Origin of the sequence: Campylobacter sp. 1569 (assembly GCF_024723675.1) — a bacterium.
GTDB classification, from domain to species: Bacteria; Campylobacterota; Campylobacteria; order Campylobacterales; family Campylobacteraceae; genus Campylobacter_D; species Campylobacter_D jejuni_C.
This window is the reverse complement of record NZ_JANQDB010000003.1, coordinates 128,992-146,799: the sequence shown is the minus strand read 5'-3', so window position 1 is coordinate 146,799 and position 17,808 is coordinate 128,992. Positions and strand designations below refer to the sequence as shown.

At 29.4% G+C, this 17,808-nt stretch carries 15 protein-coding genes and 2 tRNA genes; 13 read left to right on the top strand and 4 right to left on the bottom strand.

Annotated features, from left to right (window positions below; genetic code table 11):
• Nucleotides 1-368 precede the first annotated feature (368 nt).
• From CAMP5060_RS02740 to CAMP5060_RS02715, 6 genes are all read left to right on the top strand, one after another.
• Complete coding sequence (locus CAMP5060_RS02740; RefSeq protein WP_214100100.1) at nt 369-1,781, top strand: aspartate ammonia-lyase; 1,413 nt, start codon at nt 369-371, stop codon at nt 1,779-1,781.
• An 18-nt stretch (nt 1,782-1,799) separates the two neighbouring features.
• The gene (locus CAMP5060_RS02735) at nt 1,800-3,134 is read left to right on the top strand and encodes an anaerobic C4-dicarboxylate transporter (protein ID WP_087699000.1); all 1,335 of its coding nucleotides are present in this window, start codon (nt 1,800-1,802) and stop codon (nt 3,132-3,134) included.
• 96 nt (nt 3,135-3,230) lie between these two features.
• Nucleotides 3,231-4,574 carry a TrkH family potassium uptake protein gene (locus CAMP5060_RS02730; protein WP_337217855.1) on the top strand — a complete coding sequence of 448 codons (1,344 nt, stop codon included), beginning with the start codon at nt 3,231-3,233 and terminating at the stop codon, nt 4,572-4,574.
• Entirely contained in the window at nt 4,571-5,212 is a 642-nt protein-coding gene (locus CAMP5060_RS02725; RefSeq protein ID WP_263675611.1) for a potassium channel family protein, read from the top strand. The genes CAMP5060_RS02730 and CAMP5060_RS02725 overlap by 4 nt, the downstream gene beginning before the upstream one ends.
• A 630-nt stretch (nt 5,213-5,842) precedes the next feature.
• Complete coding sequence (locus CAMP5060_RS02720; protein WP_337217854.1) at nt 5,843-9,799, top strand: inverse autotransporter beta domain-containing protein; 3,957 nt, start codon at nt 5,843-5,845, stop codon at nt 9,797-9,799.
• Nucleotides 9,800-9,819: 20 nt separating this feature from the next.
• Nucleotides 9,820-10,092, top strand: coding sequence for a hypothetical protein (locus CAMP5060_RS02715; RefSeq protein ID WP_337217853.1), 273 nt, complete (start codon nt 9,820-9,822; stop codon nt 10,090-10,092).
• 8 nt (nt 10,093-10,100) lie between these two features.
• Here the strand turns inward: CAMP5060_RS02715 and CAMP5060_RS02710 are convergent.
• Nucleotides 10,101-10,177 (bottom strand) — tRNA-Met (locus tag CAMP5060_RS02710).
• A gap of 126 nt (nt 10,178-10,303) precedes the next feature.
• On the opposite strand from CAMP5060_RS02710, the gene CAMP5060_RS02705 reads away from it, so the two are divergent.
• Nucleotides 10,304-10,954 (top strand): putative metalloprotease CJM1_0395 family protein, encoded by a 651-nt coding sequence (locus tag CAMP5060_RS02705; RefSeq protein WP_337217852.1) that lies wholly within the window; start codon nt 10,304-10,306, stop codon nt 10,952-10,954.
• Here CAMP5060_RS02705 and CAMP5060_RS02700 read toward each other — a convergent pair.
• Nucleotides 10,955-11,042, bottom strand: a tRNA-Ser gene (locus tag CAMP5060_RS02700).
• A gap of 52 nt (nt 11,043-11,094) precedes the next feature.
• On the opposite strand from CAMP5060_RS02700, the gene CAMP5060_RS02695 reads away from it, so the two are divergent.
• From CAMP5060_RS02695 to CAMP5060_RS02680, 4 genes are read left to right on the top strand one after another with little or no spacing between them, the layout of a single operon-like run.
• Nucleotides 11,095-12,441, top strand: coding sequence for a hypothetical protein (locus tag CAMP5060_RS02695; protein WP_337217851.1), 1,347 nt, complete (start codon nt 11,095-11,097; stop codon nt 12,439-12,441).
• Between the two features lie 9 nt (nt 12,442-12,450).
• Nucleotides 12,451-13,071: a penicillin-binding protein activator LpoB gene (gene lpoB / locus CAMP5060_RS02690; protein WP_087700844.1), complete on the top strand. Its 621-nt coding sequence runs from the start codon at nt 12,451-12,453 to the stop codon at nt 13,069-13,071.
• Nucleotides 13,065-13,940 carry a hypothetical protein gene (locus CAMP5060_RS02685; RefSeq protein WP_087700843.1) on the top strand — a complete coding sequence of 292 codons (876 nt, stop codon included), beginning with the start codon at nt 13,065-13,067 and terminating at the stop codon, nt 13,938-13,940. Before lpoB ends, CAMP5060_RS02685 begins: the two co-directional genes overlap by 7 nt.
• A 1-nt stretch (nt 13,941) precedes the next feature.
• Nucleotides 13,942-14,619: a class I SAM-dependent methyltransferase gene (locus CAMP5060_RS02680; protein WP_261545069.1), complete on the top strand. Its 678-nt coding sequence runs from the start codon at nt 13,942-13,944 to the stop codon at nt 14,617-14,619.
• Here CAMP5060_RS02680 and CAMP5060_RS02675 read toward each other — a convergent pair.
• Together CAMP5060_RS02675 and mutY are read right to left on the bottom strand one after the other, a co-directional pair.
• The gene (locus CAMP5060_RS02675) at nt 14,609-15,460 is read right to left on the bottom strand and encodes a radical SAM/SPASM domain-containing protein (protein WP_261545070.1); all 852 of its coding nucleotides are present in this window, start codon (nt 15,458-15,460) and stop codon (nt 14,609-14,611) included. The two genes, CAMP5060_RS02680 and CAMP5060_RS02675, sit on opposite strands and share 11 nt — an antisense overlap.
• Nucleotides 15,450-16,493 carry an A/G-specific adenine glycosylase gene (gene mutY / locus CAMP5060_RS02670; RefSeq protein WP_251813767.1) on the bottom strand — a complete coding sequence of 348 codons (1,044 nt, stop codon included), beginning with the start codon at nt 16,491-16,493 and terminating at the stop codon, nt 15,450-15,452. Before mutY ends, CAMP5060_RS02675 begins: the two co-directional genes overlap by 11 nt.
• 73 nt (nt 16,494-16,566) lie before the next feature.
• On the opposite strand from mutY, the gene CAMP5060_RS02665 reads away from it, so the two are divergent.
• Nucleotides 16,567-17,319 carry an SIMPL domain-containing protein gene (locus CAMP5060_RS02665; RefSeq protein ID WP_337217850.1) on the top strand — a complete coding sequence of 251 codons (753 nt, stop codon included), beginning with the start codon at nt 16,567-16,569 and terminating at the stop codon, nt 17,317-17,319.
• A gap of 62 nt (nt 17,320-17,381) precedes the next feature.
• Nucleotides 17,382-17,807: a DUF1104 domain-containing protein gene (locus tag CAMP5060_RS02660; RefSeq protein WP_214125556.1), complete on the top strand. Its 426-nt coding sequence runs from the start codon at nt 17,382-17,384 to the stop codon at nt 17,805-17,807.
• Nucleotide 17,808 lies beyond the last annotated feature (1 nt).

The window sequence follows — 17,808 nt, the reverse complement described above, 5'->3', positions numbered from 1 at the left end:
AATTAGTGTTTAACTAGCAAGCTAAGGCTTGTTAGTTTTTAAATACTAGTATGGAATTTTGTTTATTTTTGAAAAATGATTTTCTACAAACTCTAATCAACATAGTTTACATTACAAAATCATCTTATATATACAATAAGTAAACATAAAACAATTAATATTAAATATAAACTACTATAATAAATATCGTAAAACATAAAAATACACACTAAATAATTGATATTAAGAAAATGAATATCAATATCTGACATATTTTTATATATTTTTATTGAAATTAGTAAAATTTATGAAACTTTTATAAAAAATTGTTATATAATACTCATTAAGTTTATAAACAAAACTTAAATAAAACCCACAAGGAGTACATCATGGGAACAAGAAAAGAACACGACTTTATTGGCGAGTTGGAAATTTCTGACGAGGTTTATTATGGAGTGCAAACTTTTAGAGCACTAGAAAACTTCCATATGAGTGGCAGAAGGTTGCAAGATTATCCTTATTTTGTAAAAGCTTTCGCTCAAGTTAAAAAAGCGGCTGCACTTGCCAACAAAGAAGTTGGAGTTCTTGATGCAGATAAAGCTGATGCTATCGCTAATGCTTGTGATAGATTAATTGCTGGTGAATTTTTAGATCAATTTGTAGTAGATATGATCCAAGGTGGTGCTGGTACTAGTACAAATATGAATACTAACGAAGTTATCACTAATATTGCTCTTGAAAGTATGGGGCATAAAAAAGGAGAATATCAATACCTTCATCCAAATGATCATACAAACTTAGGTCAATCTACAAATGATACTTATCCAAGTTCAATTAAAGTAGCAACCTACGCAAAACTTACTGATCTTTTAAAAGCTATGGAGCTTTTAAAAACTGAATTAGAAGCTAAAGCTAACGAATACAAAGATATCATTAAAATGGGTAGAACAGAGCTTGAAGATGCGGTTCCAACGACTTTAGGAAATACCTTCAATGCTTTTGCTAGCTATATTAAAAGCGATATTGCTAAAATCACAGCAGCCCGTGAATCAATGACTTATTTAAATCTTGGTGCAACAGCTATTGGTACAGGAATTAACTGCCATCCTGATTACAAATTTGTGGTTGAGAAAAAATTAAAAGAAATTACTGGTGTTGAATTTAAACCAGCAGAAGATTTCATTGCAGCTACTCAAGATACAGCTGACTTTGTACATGTAAGTGGTGCATTAAAAACTGCAGCTGTAAGACTATCTAAAATTGCAAATGACTTAAGATTAATGAATTCAGGTCCAAGATGTGGTTTAGGTGAAATTAATCTACCAAAAATGCAACCAGGTAGTTCTATCATGCCAGGTAAAGTAAATCCAGTAATTTGTGAAGCAGTGGGTGAAGCTTGCTATGAAGTTATAGGAAATGATGTTACTATCATGCTTTGCTCTGAAAGAGGTGAGTTTGAACTTAATGCATTTGAACCAGGTATTGCTTATGGATTATTCAACTCTATAGTATTACTTGAAAATGCAATGAAATCTCTAGCTGAAAAAGCTGTAAGAGGTTTGACAGCAAATCCTGAAGCATGCAAACAATCTGTGCTTAATTCAATCGGTATTGTTACAGCATTTAACCCTGTTTTAGGATACGAAAAATCTGCAAGTATTGCTAAAGAAGCTTTAGAAACTGGTAAAGCAGTTGGCGATATTTGTCTTGAAAGAGGATATCTTCCAAAAGAAGAAATTGAAAGAATTTTAACACCAGAAAATATGTTAAATCCTCACATGACAGAAAAAAGAAAAGCTTAATAATTTAGGAGTTTAATCATGGATATTATGATTATTTTACAACTTGTTGTCTTTCTTGGGGCAATCTTCATAGGTATCCGCCTTGGTGGCATAGCAATAGGCTATGCCGGAGGTTTGGGTGTTGTTATTTTAGGTCTTGTTTTAGGTATGAAGCCAGGTAATATTCCTTGGGATGTTATCTTAATCATCGCCGCAGCTATTGCTGCAATTTCAGCAATGCAACAAGCAGGTGGTTTAGATTATATGGTAAAAGTTACCGAAAGAATTTTACGTAAACATCCAAGATTTATCAACTACCTTGCACCGGCTTGCGGTTGGTTACTTACCATTTTAGCAGGTACTGGTAATGCGGTATTTTCATTAATGCCTGTTGTTATTGATGTTGCAAAATCACAAAACATTAAACCATCAGCTCCACTTTCGCTAATGGTTGTTGCTTCACAAATTGGTATTACAGCCTCTCCAGTTAGTGCTGCTGTTGTTTATATGACTGGCGTATTAGAACCGCTTGGTTGGAACTATCCTGCATTAATTGGTATTTGGATTGTAACTACTTTTGCTGCTTGTATGATTACAGCTTTCATTGTAAGTTTAATCACTCCTATGGATCTTAGCAAAGACCCTGTATACCAAGAACGTTTAAAAGCTGGCCTTGTAAAAAGCGCTTCTGATGTTTTACAAAGCGAAGATAAACCAGGTGCAAAACTTTCAGTTGCTATTTTCTTATTCACAGTATTAGCAGTTGTTCTTTATGCTACAGCAATTTCTAACAACATCAAGTGGATTGATCCAGTAGTTATCCCAAGAGATGCTGCGATTATGAGTTTCTTATTAACTGCTGCAACTTTAATTACATTCTTATGTAAAGTTGAACCTGCAAAAATTTTAGATACAAGTGTATTTAAATCAGGTATGACAGCTTGTGTATGTGTATTTGGTGTTGCTTGGCTTGGAAATACTTTCGTTGCAGGTCATGAAGCAGGTATTAAAGAAGTAGCAGGTGAGTGGGTTAAACAAACTCCAGCTATGCTTGCAGTTGCTTTCTTCTTTGCTAGTATGCTTTTATACTCTCAAGCAGCTACTGCAAAAGCTATTGTTCCAGTTATCATTGCTGCATTAGGAATTTCAGCTACAAATCCTGCAGATTCTTATATGCTAGTTGCTTGTTTTGCTGCTGTTTCAGCACTTTTCGTTCTTCCAACTTACCCTACTTTATTAGGTGCAGTTCAAATGGATGATACCGGCACAACAAGAATTGGAAAATTTATATTTAACCATGCATTCTTTATCCCAGGTGTATTAGCTATAGCTATAGCTGTTGCCTTAGGTTTCTTAGCAGTAGGTATGTTTTAATACTCCAACTTTCCACTTAAAAGTGGAAAGTTTTCTTCTTTTACTCATTAACCAATTTTAAGTAGAATGTTTCTTTTTACTTTTTAAAGAAACAAAATGACAAAATTATCTTTAGATAGAAATAATATAAGAATTTTATTTATAGGCTATATACTTATAGCACTTTTTGGTAGTTTTATCCTTATGCTACCTATCATGCACACAAAATCTATATCTTTTTTAGATGCATTTTTTACTAGTGCTTCAGCTGTAAGCATGACAGGACTTGTTGTATTAAATACTTCACTAGATTTTAGCTTTTATGGACAACTTGTTATTTTATTACTTATTCAAATAGGTGGCTTGGGCTATATGAGTATAGCCATGGCTTTATATATTCTAGTGCGTAAGAAAATGAGTTTTGGAGAAAAAAACCTTTTAAGAGAATCTTTGATTTATCCTAGCACTGATGGACTTGTAGGATTTTTAAAAAAGGTTTTATTTTTTGTATTTGCTATTGAGCTTATAGGAGCAATATTATTATTTTTTAGATTTAAACTTGATATGAATTTAAGTGAGGCTCTATGGGCTAGTATTTTTCACTCTATTTCAGCTTTCAACAATGCTGGTTTTAGTGTATTTGAAAGTGGTTTAATGCCTTATAGAAATGATTTTTGGATTAACTTCATTATCACTTCTTTAGTTATCATTGGAGGTTTGGGTTATTTTGTATTATTAGAATTATACTTTTTCTCCAAAAGACGTTTTGCAACTTTAAGCTTGCACACAAGACTTGTTTTAATTTCTACTGTTGTATTAATTATTTTTGCTAGTTTGGTAGTTTTTTTATTTGAATATCACAACCCAAAAAGTATTGGAGAATTTTCTCTTTTTGATAAAATTATGAGTGCATATTTTACAGCAGTAAATTACCGAACTGCAGGATTTAACACTCTTGATATTAGCACCTTTAAAGATGCAAGTTTATTTTTTGGATCTTTATTTATGATTATAGGTGGTGCACCTGGTGGAACTGCTGGAGGTATCAAAGTAACTACCTTTGCTGTGTTATTAATTTATGCTTATTGGAGTATCAAAGACAGCAATACAAGGATTTTTAACTTTGAAATTCCAAATGAAACCATTAATAAAGCTTTTATTATAACAGTAAGCTCTATTGTTTATATCATCACTTGTGTATTAATTTTATCCTTAATTGAAGATGATAAAAGCTTTCTACCCTTACTTTTTGAAACAAGTTCAGCATTTGCTACTGTTGGAGTTTCAGTAGGCGATGGTGGGACTTTATCGCTTAGCGCGCTTTTTAATTCTGAAAGTAAGTTAATTATCATTTTGCTTATGCTTAGTGGTAGAGTGGGTGTGCTTGCATTTTTATTTAGTATATTTTTTAAAGAAAAAGAAAAATATTTAAATTATCCAAAAGGAAAAATCATACTATGAAAAAAGAAACTTATGGTATTATAGGGCTTGGAAGGTTTGGCTCGGTTTTAGCAAAAGAACTTATTGATCAAGGCAAAAGAGTTATTGTTTCAGATATTGATGAAGAAGCAGTTAAGGAATTACAAGATCATGCGGACTTTGCTTATATTTTAGATTCTACTCATACTATAGCTTTAAAAGAAGCAGGTTATGCAAATGCTGATGTTGTCATACTCAGTATAGGTGAAAATTTAGAATCAAGCATACTCACTTTCATGGCTTTAAAAGAAATAGGGGTAAAAAATATCATTGCCAAAGCAAATTCTTCTACACATGGACAAATTCTTTCAAAACTTGGGGTTAATAAAGTTATCTATCCTGAAAAAGAATCTGCAAAGCGTTTGGCTAAAATTCTTATCACTAATCCAAATTTTGAGATCATAGATCTTTCAGCTAATACCATCAAAGTAGCAAAACTTTTAATAGATGAAAATTTAGCAGGAAAAACTTTGCAATCCATTGGACAAAACTTAAAAGTCATTGCACATAAACAGCATGATACTTGGAGTATTATGCCAAATTTAGAAACCACCGCTTATTTGAATGATATACTAATGCTACTTGGCACTCAAGAAGAACTAAATCAATACGAATATTAAAAAATCTAAAGCTTATTTTTAAGCTTTAGATTTATATTTAAATCACCTTTCATTTTCCATTAAATATTTTATATATTATTTTACCTATTGCCTGATTTATAAAAACATATAAACTATAATTAAATATATTTTTTTAATAAGTTATTTTAAGATTATAACAACTATTATCAACTTTATAAAAAACTCTATATTCTAATTATCTAAATAGTATAATAAGATATTTATACTCTTTATTTATTACCATATATAAGCTTAGTATTTATACTTCATATACTAAATATAATAAATACACTTTATATGCTTATATAAATACTATTTTACCATACCTACACATATATTAAACAATACAACAAAGTATAAATATAAAAGCTATAAAAGTCTATTTTTGCATTATTTAAAAAAAGTAAATAAAAGTAATTTTTGATGATATGTAAATAATAATAAATCTATATGTATTTTTTTAATAAAAAATAAAAGTAATTTTGATTATAGTTTATAAATAATTATTATTTTTGATAATTTTTTGTCTATTTTTCAATATTTTTATAATTTTTTTATCATTTTTTTATTTTTTGTGTTATCATATTCTCATCACAAATCAAACTTTATGAAAAGATTCAGGAGGAACTTATGAAGAAAACGCTTTTGTTTGTTTTATTCATACACACTTTTCTTTTTTCTCAAATAATGACTTTAAAAAATCAAGATAAAGTCATTGTGGGTGACAGCCAAGTTCTTGCAATTAATGATGCAAGCTACAATCAAAAACAACAACTTAAAGATCAACAAAACACTGATTCAAGAATCAACAAGATTTTAAAGGATAAACCTAATAAAGATTCTAATCTTAGTAAAGAAGATGAAGAATTATCTAATAAGGTTATTAACACCATCCAAACCATAGGTAATGTATATAATGCCAAAGATGGTAAAGAAAGAGATGAGATTGTTAGAGATTTAGCAAGTAATTATTTAAGCTTACAAGCTAATACTTTAATCCAAGAATATTTACACTCTCTTAATCACTCTATTAATAGTGAGTTTAATTTAAACTATAATGACAGAGGCGGTTTAAACGGTAGTGCCAAAGCACTTTTACCTATTATGAGTGAAGAAAACCCGAAAATCTCTTATTTTTTACAAAGTGGTATAGGTGGATATGATAATAGACTCATAGGTCATTTTGGTGGTGGTATAAGATATTATCCTAATGCGCTAGCATTAGATAATTCAGGTAATATCATGCTAGGATTAAACTTAGTTTATGATCATGATTTTAATAGAGAACACAAAAGAATGTCTTTGGGTTTTGAAAGCATGCTAGATACACTCGCTTTCCATGCTAATATTTATCAAAGACTAAGCGATTGGGTAGGAAGTTATGATTTTGATAAAGATTATATATTAGAACGCCCTGCTAATGGTTGGGATATGGGCATTAAATATGCTTTCCCTGCTATGAGTAATGTAGCTGTTTTTGCTAATATGAATAAATGGTATGGAGAAAAAGTAGCTCCATTTGGCAATGCAAGTTGTTATGAAGATTTAGAAAAAAATCCTTTAGTATATGAAGGAGGTATTACTTATTCTCTTTGCCCTGCCTTAAATTTTTCATTAAGCCATAAAAGAAGTAATGAAAGTGATAAACAAGGCACAAATATAGCTATGAATTTTAGCATACCTTTAGATAAAGATGGATTTAAACATGCTTTTGATACAAAATTAGCAGGTATAAGTAATACCATTGAAGGCTCTAGAACTCATTTTATAGATAGAGATTATTCTATGGTACTTGAATACAAAGCTATTAACAATGCTTATTATATTTCTTATTGTGGAAACTTAGGAGATAATACTCATTGTATCATGCTTAAAGATGGGTTTAATCAAATAGTAAAAAATATTCCTGTAACAGTAACACCAAAACAAAGCAGTGTGATTTTGAAAAATGGAAACAATTATATTAGCAACGAAGAAGGTAAAATTTTTATAAAAATTATACATGCTTACGGGGTACATCAAACTAGTCTACTTGTTACAGCGGGTAACTCTCAAGAAAGCTTTCCTATTACTATTATAACTCCAAAAGGAGATTTTAGAGTATTTGCTAAGCCTTCTAATATACAAAGATATGAAAAATCACTAATTACATTTGCAGGAAATGATTTAGCTGGAAATTTAGATATAAACTGGAAGCTAAATGGTAAAGGAAGTTTAGAAAAAACTCCAAGCTCAGATAAAACCGACAAAGATGGAAATTCAAACATCATCTATAAACCTGATGCAAACATGAAAGATAAAGAAAAAGTTGAAATTATTGCTAATGTATTAGGAGCTACTTTAAAAACCTTTGTTCAAATAGCAATTTATGGAGATGATGATATCATCTTAGATAAAACCACTATAGGTAATAAAGAAAAAACCCATGCAAGTTATAAAAACTTACAGCCTAATTCTACTAAAGTTAAATGGAGTATACAAGGAGATAATGCTTTATTTATTGATAAAGATAAAACCTCTAAAGAGCTTAATTTAATAGCTGATAAAAACGGTGAAAGCAATGTAGAAATCATAGGACTTAATGGAAATGAAAAAGTAAAAATCATTGCTAAAAATATGAGTGATGAATTAGTAAAAGAAAGAAGTAAAGATTTAGAGATTAAAAATTATACAGCCACCATGGAGCTTCCTACTGGAAAAGATCCTGTGACTCATCAAGACTTTGAAAAAGGAATGATTGATTATAAAAGTGACTTTGAAGTAAGACTTAAAGGTCTAATGCCAAAAACAAAAGTTTCATGGAAAGCTAAAGATATACAAAGCAATAAAACTTTAAGAATTAACAATGATAAAGAAAGCACAGCTGATGATAAAGGTGAGAGTAAGGTAGTATTTGAAGGAGTGAAAGATTTTAATATTAAAAGATTACAAATCATTGCTACTTATAATCAAAGCGCAGCTAGTACTCAAGAAGTAAGCGGTGAAATAAAACTCCACCAATACACCCCAAGCATTAATTTTAACAAAAATACTATCCATGCTTATGAAAGTGATAACAACAAAGCTTTAAAAGATCCAAAGCCTGATCATGTTGAAGTAACTTTAAAAGGTGGCAAACCTAATGAAAAAATAGAATGGAGTTTAAGTGGAGACGCTAGTTTAAGCAATCAAGAAGCAACATTTAATACTAGCGGTGAAGCTAGAACAACCGTTACCGCTAAAGCTCCATTTAAAGCTAATCCTATCATTAGTGTAAACACTTTAGATCAAAAGGTAAGTAAAGAGTTGCCTTATGATATTAAAACCTATACACCTAAAATAGAATATCCAAGCTTTGGTAGCAAAACAAAAACAATAGAATATAAAAAAGATTTTTCAATAAAAATAAATAATCTTTTACCTAACTCTACAATAGATGCAATTAGTGGAAGCAAGGGAGTAAAAGCCAAAAAAGATAGCTTTGATGTTAACAATAAAGGCGAAGTAATTTTAGAATTTGAAGGTATTAGTAATTATGCTATACCATCTATAGATATCAAATTTACTTACATAAAACAAGGTAATGAAAAAGCTGTTTATAAAATGGATAAAATCAATATTCATAATCCATATGATTTGGTTTTTAATTATGATAGCTTTTTAAATCCTTATGAAGGAAAGGATGTAAATCTTGAAATTTCAAAAGGTTTGGCAAATAGAAAATTAAAGTGGAGTATTAGCGGAGATGGGGAGTTTAAAAATACACCACCTGAGTACTTTAGCGAAACGGGTAAGATAAATATTCAAATTAAACCTAAAAAACCTTATCAAAATTCAGTTAGAGTTAATGTTAAATATGAAGATGATCCTTCTAAAGAATTTAGTCAAAGTATAAGATATGATTATCATCCGACTATAAAGCATAATTATAAAAATAAATTGATCGTTGACTTCAATAACGGATCAACTTTAAAATTAACAGGCCTAAAACCAAATTCTAAAGTTGTTTTAACCCCAAGCACAACACTTACATATACAAAATTAAACGATACAACAATTATGGCAAATGAAAACGGGGAAGCAGATTTAAATTTTTCTCCAGTCAAAAATATTTCTTCTTTAAATTACGAAGATAATCACAAATTCTTTTTAAAAATGCAATACGATAGAGGAGATGAACAAACAACATCTATTAACTCGCAAAACATTTTCCTAATAACAAAACACATTGTTATTGAATATAGTGGCTACAATAAAGGTTTATACTATGAAGCTATTTTTAGAGCAAGAGGTGGCATACCAGGTTTAAGAATGGGTCAACTCGCCTCTGTTAAATGGGTTGCAGGGTTAAGTGATCAAACCACCAAAGAAAACTCAAAAAATTTTGATAAAAATGGCGAAACATTAATAAGAGAATCTTTTATCTTTGCTACTGTACCTGCTAATCATACAACAAATGTTGATTTCTACTTTGATGCGCCAGAATTAGGTATAAAAATAGAAGAAAAAGATCTTACTTTTGATGCTTATAAGACAACTTATGATCTAGAAACTAGTTTTGAATGGTTTAGCTATAGTGCTAATATAGATAAACAGACCGAATATTAACAGTAATTATAGGTGAAACTATGCCTTTGCTTAACTTTATGCAGTTTCTATCTTTACTAGCTCAAATGTCAGAGATAGATCTTAAAGTCCTTATGGAATATAAGGACTTTTTGCTTAAAGCTCTGTCTTCTTTAGATGAAATAAGAAATTTGGACACAAAAGAATACATACATCTTGTTAGCATCCTTGAAAAATCATTTTTCGATAAACTCCAAATAGAAGAAAGTAAAAAGAAAGAAATTTGCAAGAATATCATCAAAATACTAAAAAATCATTGGAAAATGTTTTTTTGAAAGCCAGATGGTGTCAAGGGGGAGACTTGAACTCCCGACCTCCGGCTTATGAGACCAGCGCTCTAGCCAGCTGAGCTACCCTGACATAAAAAGAAGTTAAAATTATACTTTATTTTGCTTAACATTTCATAAAATATTTATTTTGTAAATTTTATATATTTTTCAACTTTTTTGTGCTACAAATATAAAACTATATTAAAAAAGGATTTTAATGCAAATTAGCTCAAGTTATGGCAATGCCTTTTACACGCAAAATCCTTATCAAAATGAAGATAAAAAACAAACCAAAGAAAATATTTCAGAAAAAGAAAATCCACAGCAAATAAAAGAAAATGATAACAATCAAGAAAAAGATGAAAAAACTCAAAAAGTCAATGGTAAAGACTTAAGTAATGAAGAAGTAAAACAAGTACGAGAACTTGAAAAAATCGACAGAGAAGTAAGAGCTCATGAAGCAGCCCATCAAGCAGCAGGTGGAGCCTTAGCAGGTGCTGCAAGTTTTGGCTATACAAGAGGCCCTGATAATAAAATGTATGCAGTTGAAGGAGAAGTGCCTATAAGAATGCAAAAAGGCAATACTCCTGAAGAAACTATAGCAAATGCTATGCAAGTAATTGCCGCGGCTATGGCACCAGCTGATCCTAGTCCGCAAGATTATAAAGTAGCAGCTAATGCTATGCAAATGCAAAATGATGCGCGCACCGAACAAGCTAAAATAAAAGCAGAAGAGCTAAAAGCACAAAATGAAAAAAGTGAAAATGAGAATGAGGAAAAAACAAATTCAAATTCCAAAGCTATAAAATCATACACACAAAATACATCACAAGATTATATAGGAAGTCAGTACAACAAAAGCGCATAGTGGCAGAGAGGAAGGGATTCGAACCCTCGGTGAGTTGCCCCACACACGCGTTCCAGGCGTGCTCCTTCGACCGCTCGGACACCTCTCTAAAAACGAAAATTATAACTTATTTTTTTAAATTTACACTAAAAAGGGAATTTATGAAGCTTTTTTACTCTTGTTTTTATCTTTTTATTTTACTTTTTTTAAGTGCTTGTTCAAATCATGCTAATGTTAATTTATCTTATGAAAAAGCCTTTATAAACAAACAATGCGATGAAAACATCCTAGCTTTAAAAAATGCAGACAAAGACACCATATATACTGGGTTAAATTTAGCTTCCTTAGCAAGAGTTTGTAAAGATTATGAAAAAAGTAATGCATTTTTTGATAAAGCAGAAGAAGCTTATAAATATGATGTGGATTTACAAAATGGGCTTCAAAAAGCCACTAGAAATTTTAGTGAAATTTTACTTAATGACACCATCAATGACTATCAAGGTTATTTTTATGAAAGGATTATGCTAAATACCTACAAAGGCTTAAATTATATGAGCTTAGGAGATTTTAAAAATGCAAGAGTAGAGTTTAACCGAGCTTTATACAGACAAGATAGAATGAAAGAATATTTTTATGATTACATACAAAAAGCTCAAGAAGAATACCAAAAAGAACTTCAAAAAGATAAAAAAACCTATGCGAGTTTTCAGCAAAATTTAAGCCCTATCTATAAACAATATAACAATCTCCTTAGTGCATTTAACGCAAATAAAAATTATACTAATATCTATACTAGCTATCTTAGTGCTTTATTTTTCTTTTTTGATAAAGATTACATTAAAGCTTATGATCTTTTAAAAGAAGTAGCTTTAAGCGATGTAAAAAACAAACAACTTCAAAAACAATTTCAAGTATTTGAAAAATTCACTCATTTAAAAACAACCTTCCCTCAACAAAAATATATTTTTATTATCTATGAAGATGGTTTTAGTGCTACAAAAGAAGAATTTAATCTTACTTTACCATTTATTTTTAATGATAATCTTGCAAATATTAGCGTAGCTTTTGCTTATTTAAAATCAAGAAATGCTTCTTATAAATTCTTGCAAAGCCAAGATGAAAAAACACAAAATTTAATTTATTTTGATGATATTATAGCAAGTGAATTTAAAACTCTTTTACCTTCTATGGTAATGAAAACCTTAGCCTCAAGTGCTCTTAAAACTTCAATTAATTTAGCCATAGCTAATAATGATTCTAGTGGTTTTTTATCATTTATTAGCACTGTTAGCACTGCTTTAATTAACAAAGCAGATCTTAGAATGTGGCAAGCTTTACCAAAAAGTGCTAGTATTTTAATGCTAAAAAATGAGGGTTTAGTTAAAATTTATGATGATAAAGAAAAAATAATATTTGAAGATAAATTAGAAAAAGATAAAAATTATATTGTGCTTATAAGATCTTTTGTACCAAATTCAAATATTATTTATAAAATTAAAGAACAATAAGGAGATAAAATGAAAAAAAGTTTATTTTTTATGATTTTTACGCTTTTAGTTTTCAGCGCTTGCTCTTCACAGCCAAAATATACCGATGGTAAAGCTTCTCAAAAAGTTCAAGGCGATGCACTTACTTTGGGACTTGATAGAGAAGATTTTGAAAAAACTGCTGAAGATATGATACAAAGTTTACTTAGCGATCCTGCTTTTGCAAATTTAAACAGCTCTAATAGAAAAGTTATTGCTATAGGAAAAATTATCAATGACACCCCACAAAGAATAGATACAGATAAACTCACTTCAAAAATTACCATAGCATTAAGAAAATCTGGCAAATTTATATTAACAACCGCTGTAGCTGCAGGTGGAGCAAAAGATAGTTTATCTCATGATGTAAGAGATTTAAGAGACAATGAAGAATTTAATCAAAACTCCATAGCTAAAAAAGGCACACTCTTAGCCCCAAATTTCTCACTTTCTGGTAAAATCAGACAAGATACTGTGAAACTTTATAATGGCAAAATTCAAACCGAGTATTTTTTCCATTTAATTCTTACGGATTTAACTAGTGGTTTAGCATTTTGGGAAGATGAAAAAACTATTAATAAAACAGGTAAAAGCAAGAGTGTAACATGGTAAAAAAAATACTAATACTTTTTTTAACCCTTATTTGTTTTTCTCAAGCACAAAATATCTTAAATAAAGAAAGCACGGGAGAGGGTTATGGAGCCACTAGAAGCGAAGCAGTAAAAAATGCCATTAATGAAGCTTTAGGAAAAATGAACGGATTAAAACAGGTAAAATTAAAAAAATTTGAATTCAATTTCAATGGCAATTTTGACATAGGCTATGATGAGGAAATTGAGCTAATAAGTAATGGTATTTTTAACAGTTATGATATAAAAACATTAACACAAATTAGTGCTAACGAATTTTATGCAAAAGTTATGATTTACAAAAAGCTTTACACTGAAAAAAATCTTGAAGATAAAAGCTCCTTGTTAATTATCAATACTGTAAAAAACGAATTATCAGTAGAATTTGAACAAGAATTTTTAGGAATTTTACTACAAAGTAAAAAATTTAAAATTATAGATAGAGCACATTTGGATATCTATAAAAAAGAAAAAGATATTTTACTTAATAATGGCAACGATGATGAATTAATTAAATTATACAATATCCTAGGTGCAGATTTTTTGTTAAGATTAACTCCAAAAATAGATCAAATTCAAAGCGAATCTGATACAAAAATATATAAGATTACGATTAATTATCGTTTAATAGAGTTTGCAACAATGCAAATTAAAGCATCTAATACCTTAGAATTTAAAATGACTTCTACAAGCAAATCAAGTAAACAAAAAGCTCTTAGAGGTATAGCCACAAAAATCGCAGATGATATATTTAAGCACTCTAAAAATAATAACGATGAAGAAGAAATAGAGCAAGGTTTGGACGCAAACTATCAAATTAACAATGAAGGTGGAGTTAATTTAGGTTTTTAAAATGCAAAAGGCTTGGGATATTAATGCAAAATTTTGGGATGCACAAATGGGAGATGATTCTAATGAATTTCATAAAAAAGTTGTGCGTCCTAAAGTCGAAGAATTACTAAACATACAAGATGATGATTATATTTTAGATATTGCTTGTGGAAATGGAAATTTTTCCGCTTATATGTGTAAAAAATATAACATAAATATTTACGCTTTTGATTATAGCGATCAAATGATAAAATTAGCAAAACAAAGATGGAAAAATTTTTTACACAAAATTCATTTTCAAACCATAGACGCTAGCGATGAATTGACTTTGCAAAATTTAGCTAAAAAACACACCTTTAGCAAAGCTGTTTCAAATATGGCTATCATGGATATGGAAAATATTCAGCCCTTATTCAAAAGTCTTTATTCCCTACTAAAAGAAAATGGAATTTTTGTTTTTGCTACTCAACATCCTTGTTTTGTAACATTGACTAAACAATATCTTAGCTCGCATAATTATCTCGGATTTGCATTTGAAAAACAACCTGTAAAACATCACTACTACCACCGTTCTTTGGAAGAAATTTTCAACACTTGTTTTAAAAATGGTTTTATCATAGATGGATTTTTTGAAGAACCTTTTTTAGATAAAGAATTCCCTGAAGTTATAATTGTCCGAGTAAGGAAAATCAGTTTTTAAATTGCAAAAACTCACACCTTTTACAAAGCTCAGCTTTTAAAATTCCTTGCTTAAAGCCTTCTTTTAATTCTATATATAAAGACGAATTTAAAAGCTCACTAAAATCTTTTTCAAAACAATTTCCAAGTTTTATATCCCCTTTAGTATCCAAACAACAAGGCACTAAAGTTCCATCACTTAAAATAGCAATTTGTCCATTTAAAGCGTGACAAAACCCCTTCTCTCTAACAACCTCATCTTTTAAAGAAGGCCATTTAAAAAGTCTAGCTTGGTGTAAGATAATATGCCTTTTTAGGCGATTTTTAGCTTTTTGCTTTTGAATTTTTACTTTAAAATTTTGCTCTAAAAAATCATAAATTTTTTCATTTTCTAAAGGTGGGTTGAAATTTTTGTCCAAATTCCATAGCCTTAAGTTGATAAAAGAATTATTTTTATTTTCTAAGTGTAAAAAAATAAGCTTCAAAATAGGCTCAAAGTATTCTTTTAAACTCATTCTACTTTGAGATAAAAAAGCACCCAAAGAGATATTAATTTGGTGTATATTTTTAAAACTTAAAACAAGATTGATTTTTTCTTCATCAAAATAAAACCCACTTGTAGTAAGCTCTATTTGCATATTAAATTTCAAAGCTATTTTTAAATACTCTTTTAAATTTAAAACCCTTAAAGGATCTCCAAGCACATGAAAAGCAAAAAGCTTGGCATGATTATGCACACTTTTGCAAATTTTTTCAAAATTTTCAAGGCTCATTTGTTTTCTTTGGGCTTTTTGGCTAGGACAAAAATCACATTTTAGCCCACAAATATCACTTAATTCTATATAAATTTTCTCAAAATGCATAATCACTCTTTTTAAAAAGCTCAAATGCTTTTAAAGCAAGTTTTGAAAGCGTGATATACTCTAATTCTTTATAAGCAAAAGCTTTAGCTTGCAAGTCTTCAAAATCATCATCTTTTAAAAAATACACCTTAGCGTTGATTTTGTATTTGGTATAAGAATGTTTGAATTCTCCTATAAATTTTGCTTTTTTTTGGTTTTTGTATTCTAAAAAATTATATAAATTAAAATACAATTTTTCTTGGCTCTTAATGAGTAAAAACTGCTCGTTTTTTTGCACTATAAGTATTTTTAAAATAGTATTTTTGTATTGAATTTTTTTAGATACATGAAATTTTTCATATTCATTTTTTCCACTACAAAAGTCTTTTAAAGGACAAATTTCACATTTTGCATTTTTAGGCAAGCAAACCAAAGCTCCTATATCTAACAAAGCTTGATTATGATCAAATGCATTATCATAGTTTAAAAATTCTTTCGCCCTTTGTGTTAAAAGTTTAGAGCTTGGATTTTGCAAACTATAAAATCTACTCAAAACTCTTTTTATATTTGCATCCACAAAAGACTTAGCTTGCAAAAAACCAAAGCAAGCTATAGCACCAGCTGTATATTCTCCAATACCAGGAAGCTTCTGAAGTTCATTAATATCAGATGGTAATTTTGCATTAAACTCTTGCGTGCAAATTTTTGCGCATTTGTGTATATTTCTAGCTCTAGTATAATACCCAAGTCCTTGCCAAGCTTTTAAAACCTCATCTTCACTTACCATAGAAAGCGCTTTTAAAGAAGGAAATTTAGCTAAAAACTGAAAATAATAATTTTGTAAAACACTTTTTACCTGAGTTTGTTGCAACATAATCTCACTGACATAAACCGCATAAGCAATATCAATGTTTTTTAATTTTTCTAAATCATCTGCTTTAGCGTATTTTTTATACTCATCATGCAAAATACGCCAAGGAAGACTTTTCCTACCGTTTTCGTTGTACCATTTCAAAATATTTTCATGAATTTTTTGCATTAAAACTTTCTTTATTTTTAAAAAATTATACAATCTATTCTTAAAGGCTTTATGATAAAATAAAAAAATATTTTAAAAAGGAGTAAAAATGAAAAGTTTTTTAAAAGGTTTGGGTTTAGGATTACTTTGTCTGGTATTATTTGTACTAGGAGTGGTTTTTAACACTGAATTTTTAGGCTTAAAAAATCACAATAAACAAAATATAGAATTTTCAAGAAATATAGAAGTATCTAATGAAATTATGCCAAATATCTTTAATGCTACTTTAAATTTTAGTGCGAGCGAAGAACTTAGTAAAAAAACCATTATTTCTAGCGATGAAAAAAATTATATTGCTAAAACATTTAAAGAAATCTCAGATCGTATTGCAAAAGAAAACTACTGTAAAGGCGGAAGCTATACTTTAGAGCCAAATTATAATTATTATCAAGGGGTAAAAACGTTAAATGGATATAGATTGTATTCTAATTTCACTTGCCAAATTCCACAAAATAAAAGTAAAGACTATGAAAATCTTATAAAAGATATAGAAAGCATTAGCGCTACCAACGTTTTCATCTCTTTTAATACTAAAGCCTTACAAGCTGGTTTTGATGAGGCTATTTTAGAAGCAAACAAAGAAGATTTATATGATCTTGCATTTAAAAAAGCTTTTGAAAAGGCTCAATATTATTCTAAAACTTTAGCAAAAACTTGCGTGATAAAAAACATTCATTTTGATAGTTGCAATATCAAACACAACGCTCCAAGCTTAGCAGCTAGTGCAGATAGTGTTGTATTGCCTATCGTTAAAAATGAAAAACAAAACCTAAAAGCAAATGTGCTTTTTGTTTGTCAATAAATTTCATTTTGGCTTTATTTTGAACTTTTATAATTTCTCATCATTAATTTAAAGGAGAAAAAATGAAAAAAATTATAAGTTTATTTATCGTAGGTTCTTTAGCGGCTTCATTTGCACTAGGAGCTGATTTTTCTAAAAAAAGCAATGATGAGATTTTAAATCTTGCAAAAAGCGTAAAAGCACAAGATCAAGCTGATTTAGTTATTGAGATGAAAAAAAGAATGAATGAGATGAAATACAAAGACGCAAGAGATTTTCATCAACAATTTAAAAACAATTTACGTGAAAATATCTCTAAACTCTCTCCACAAGAAAGAAATCAAAGAAGGGTTGTAGTACGAGAAAATATGCAAAAATTAACTGATAATATGAGTGGTAAAGAAATAAGAGAATTAAATTTGTATCATTATGGTAAAAATCCACACAAAGCACATCCAATGGATCATCAAAACCATAGAGTAAACCATGCAAACTGTCCAATGAGATAAA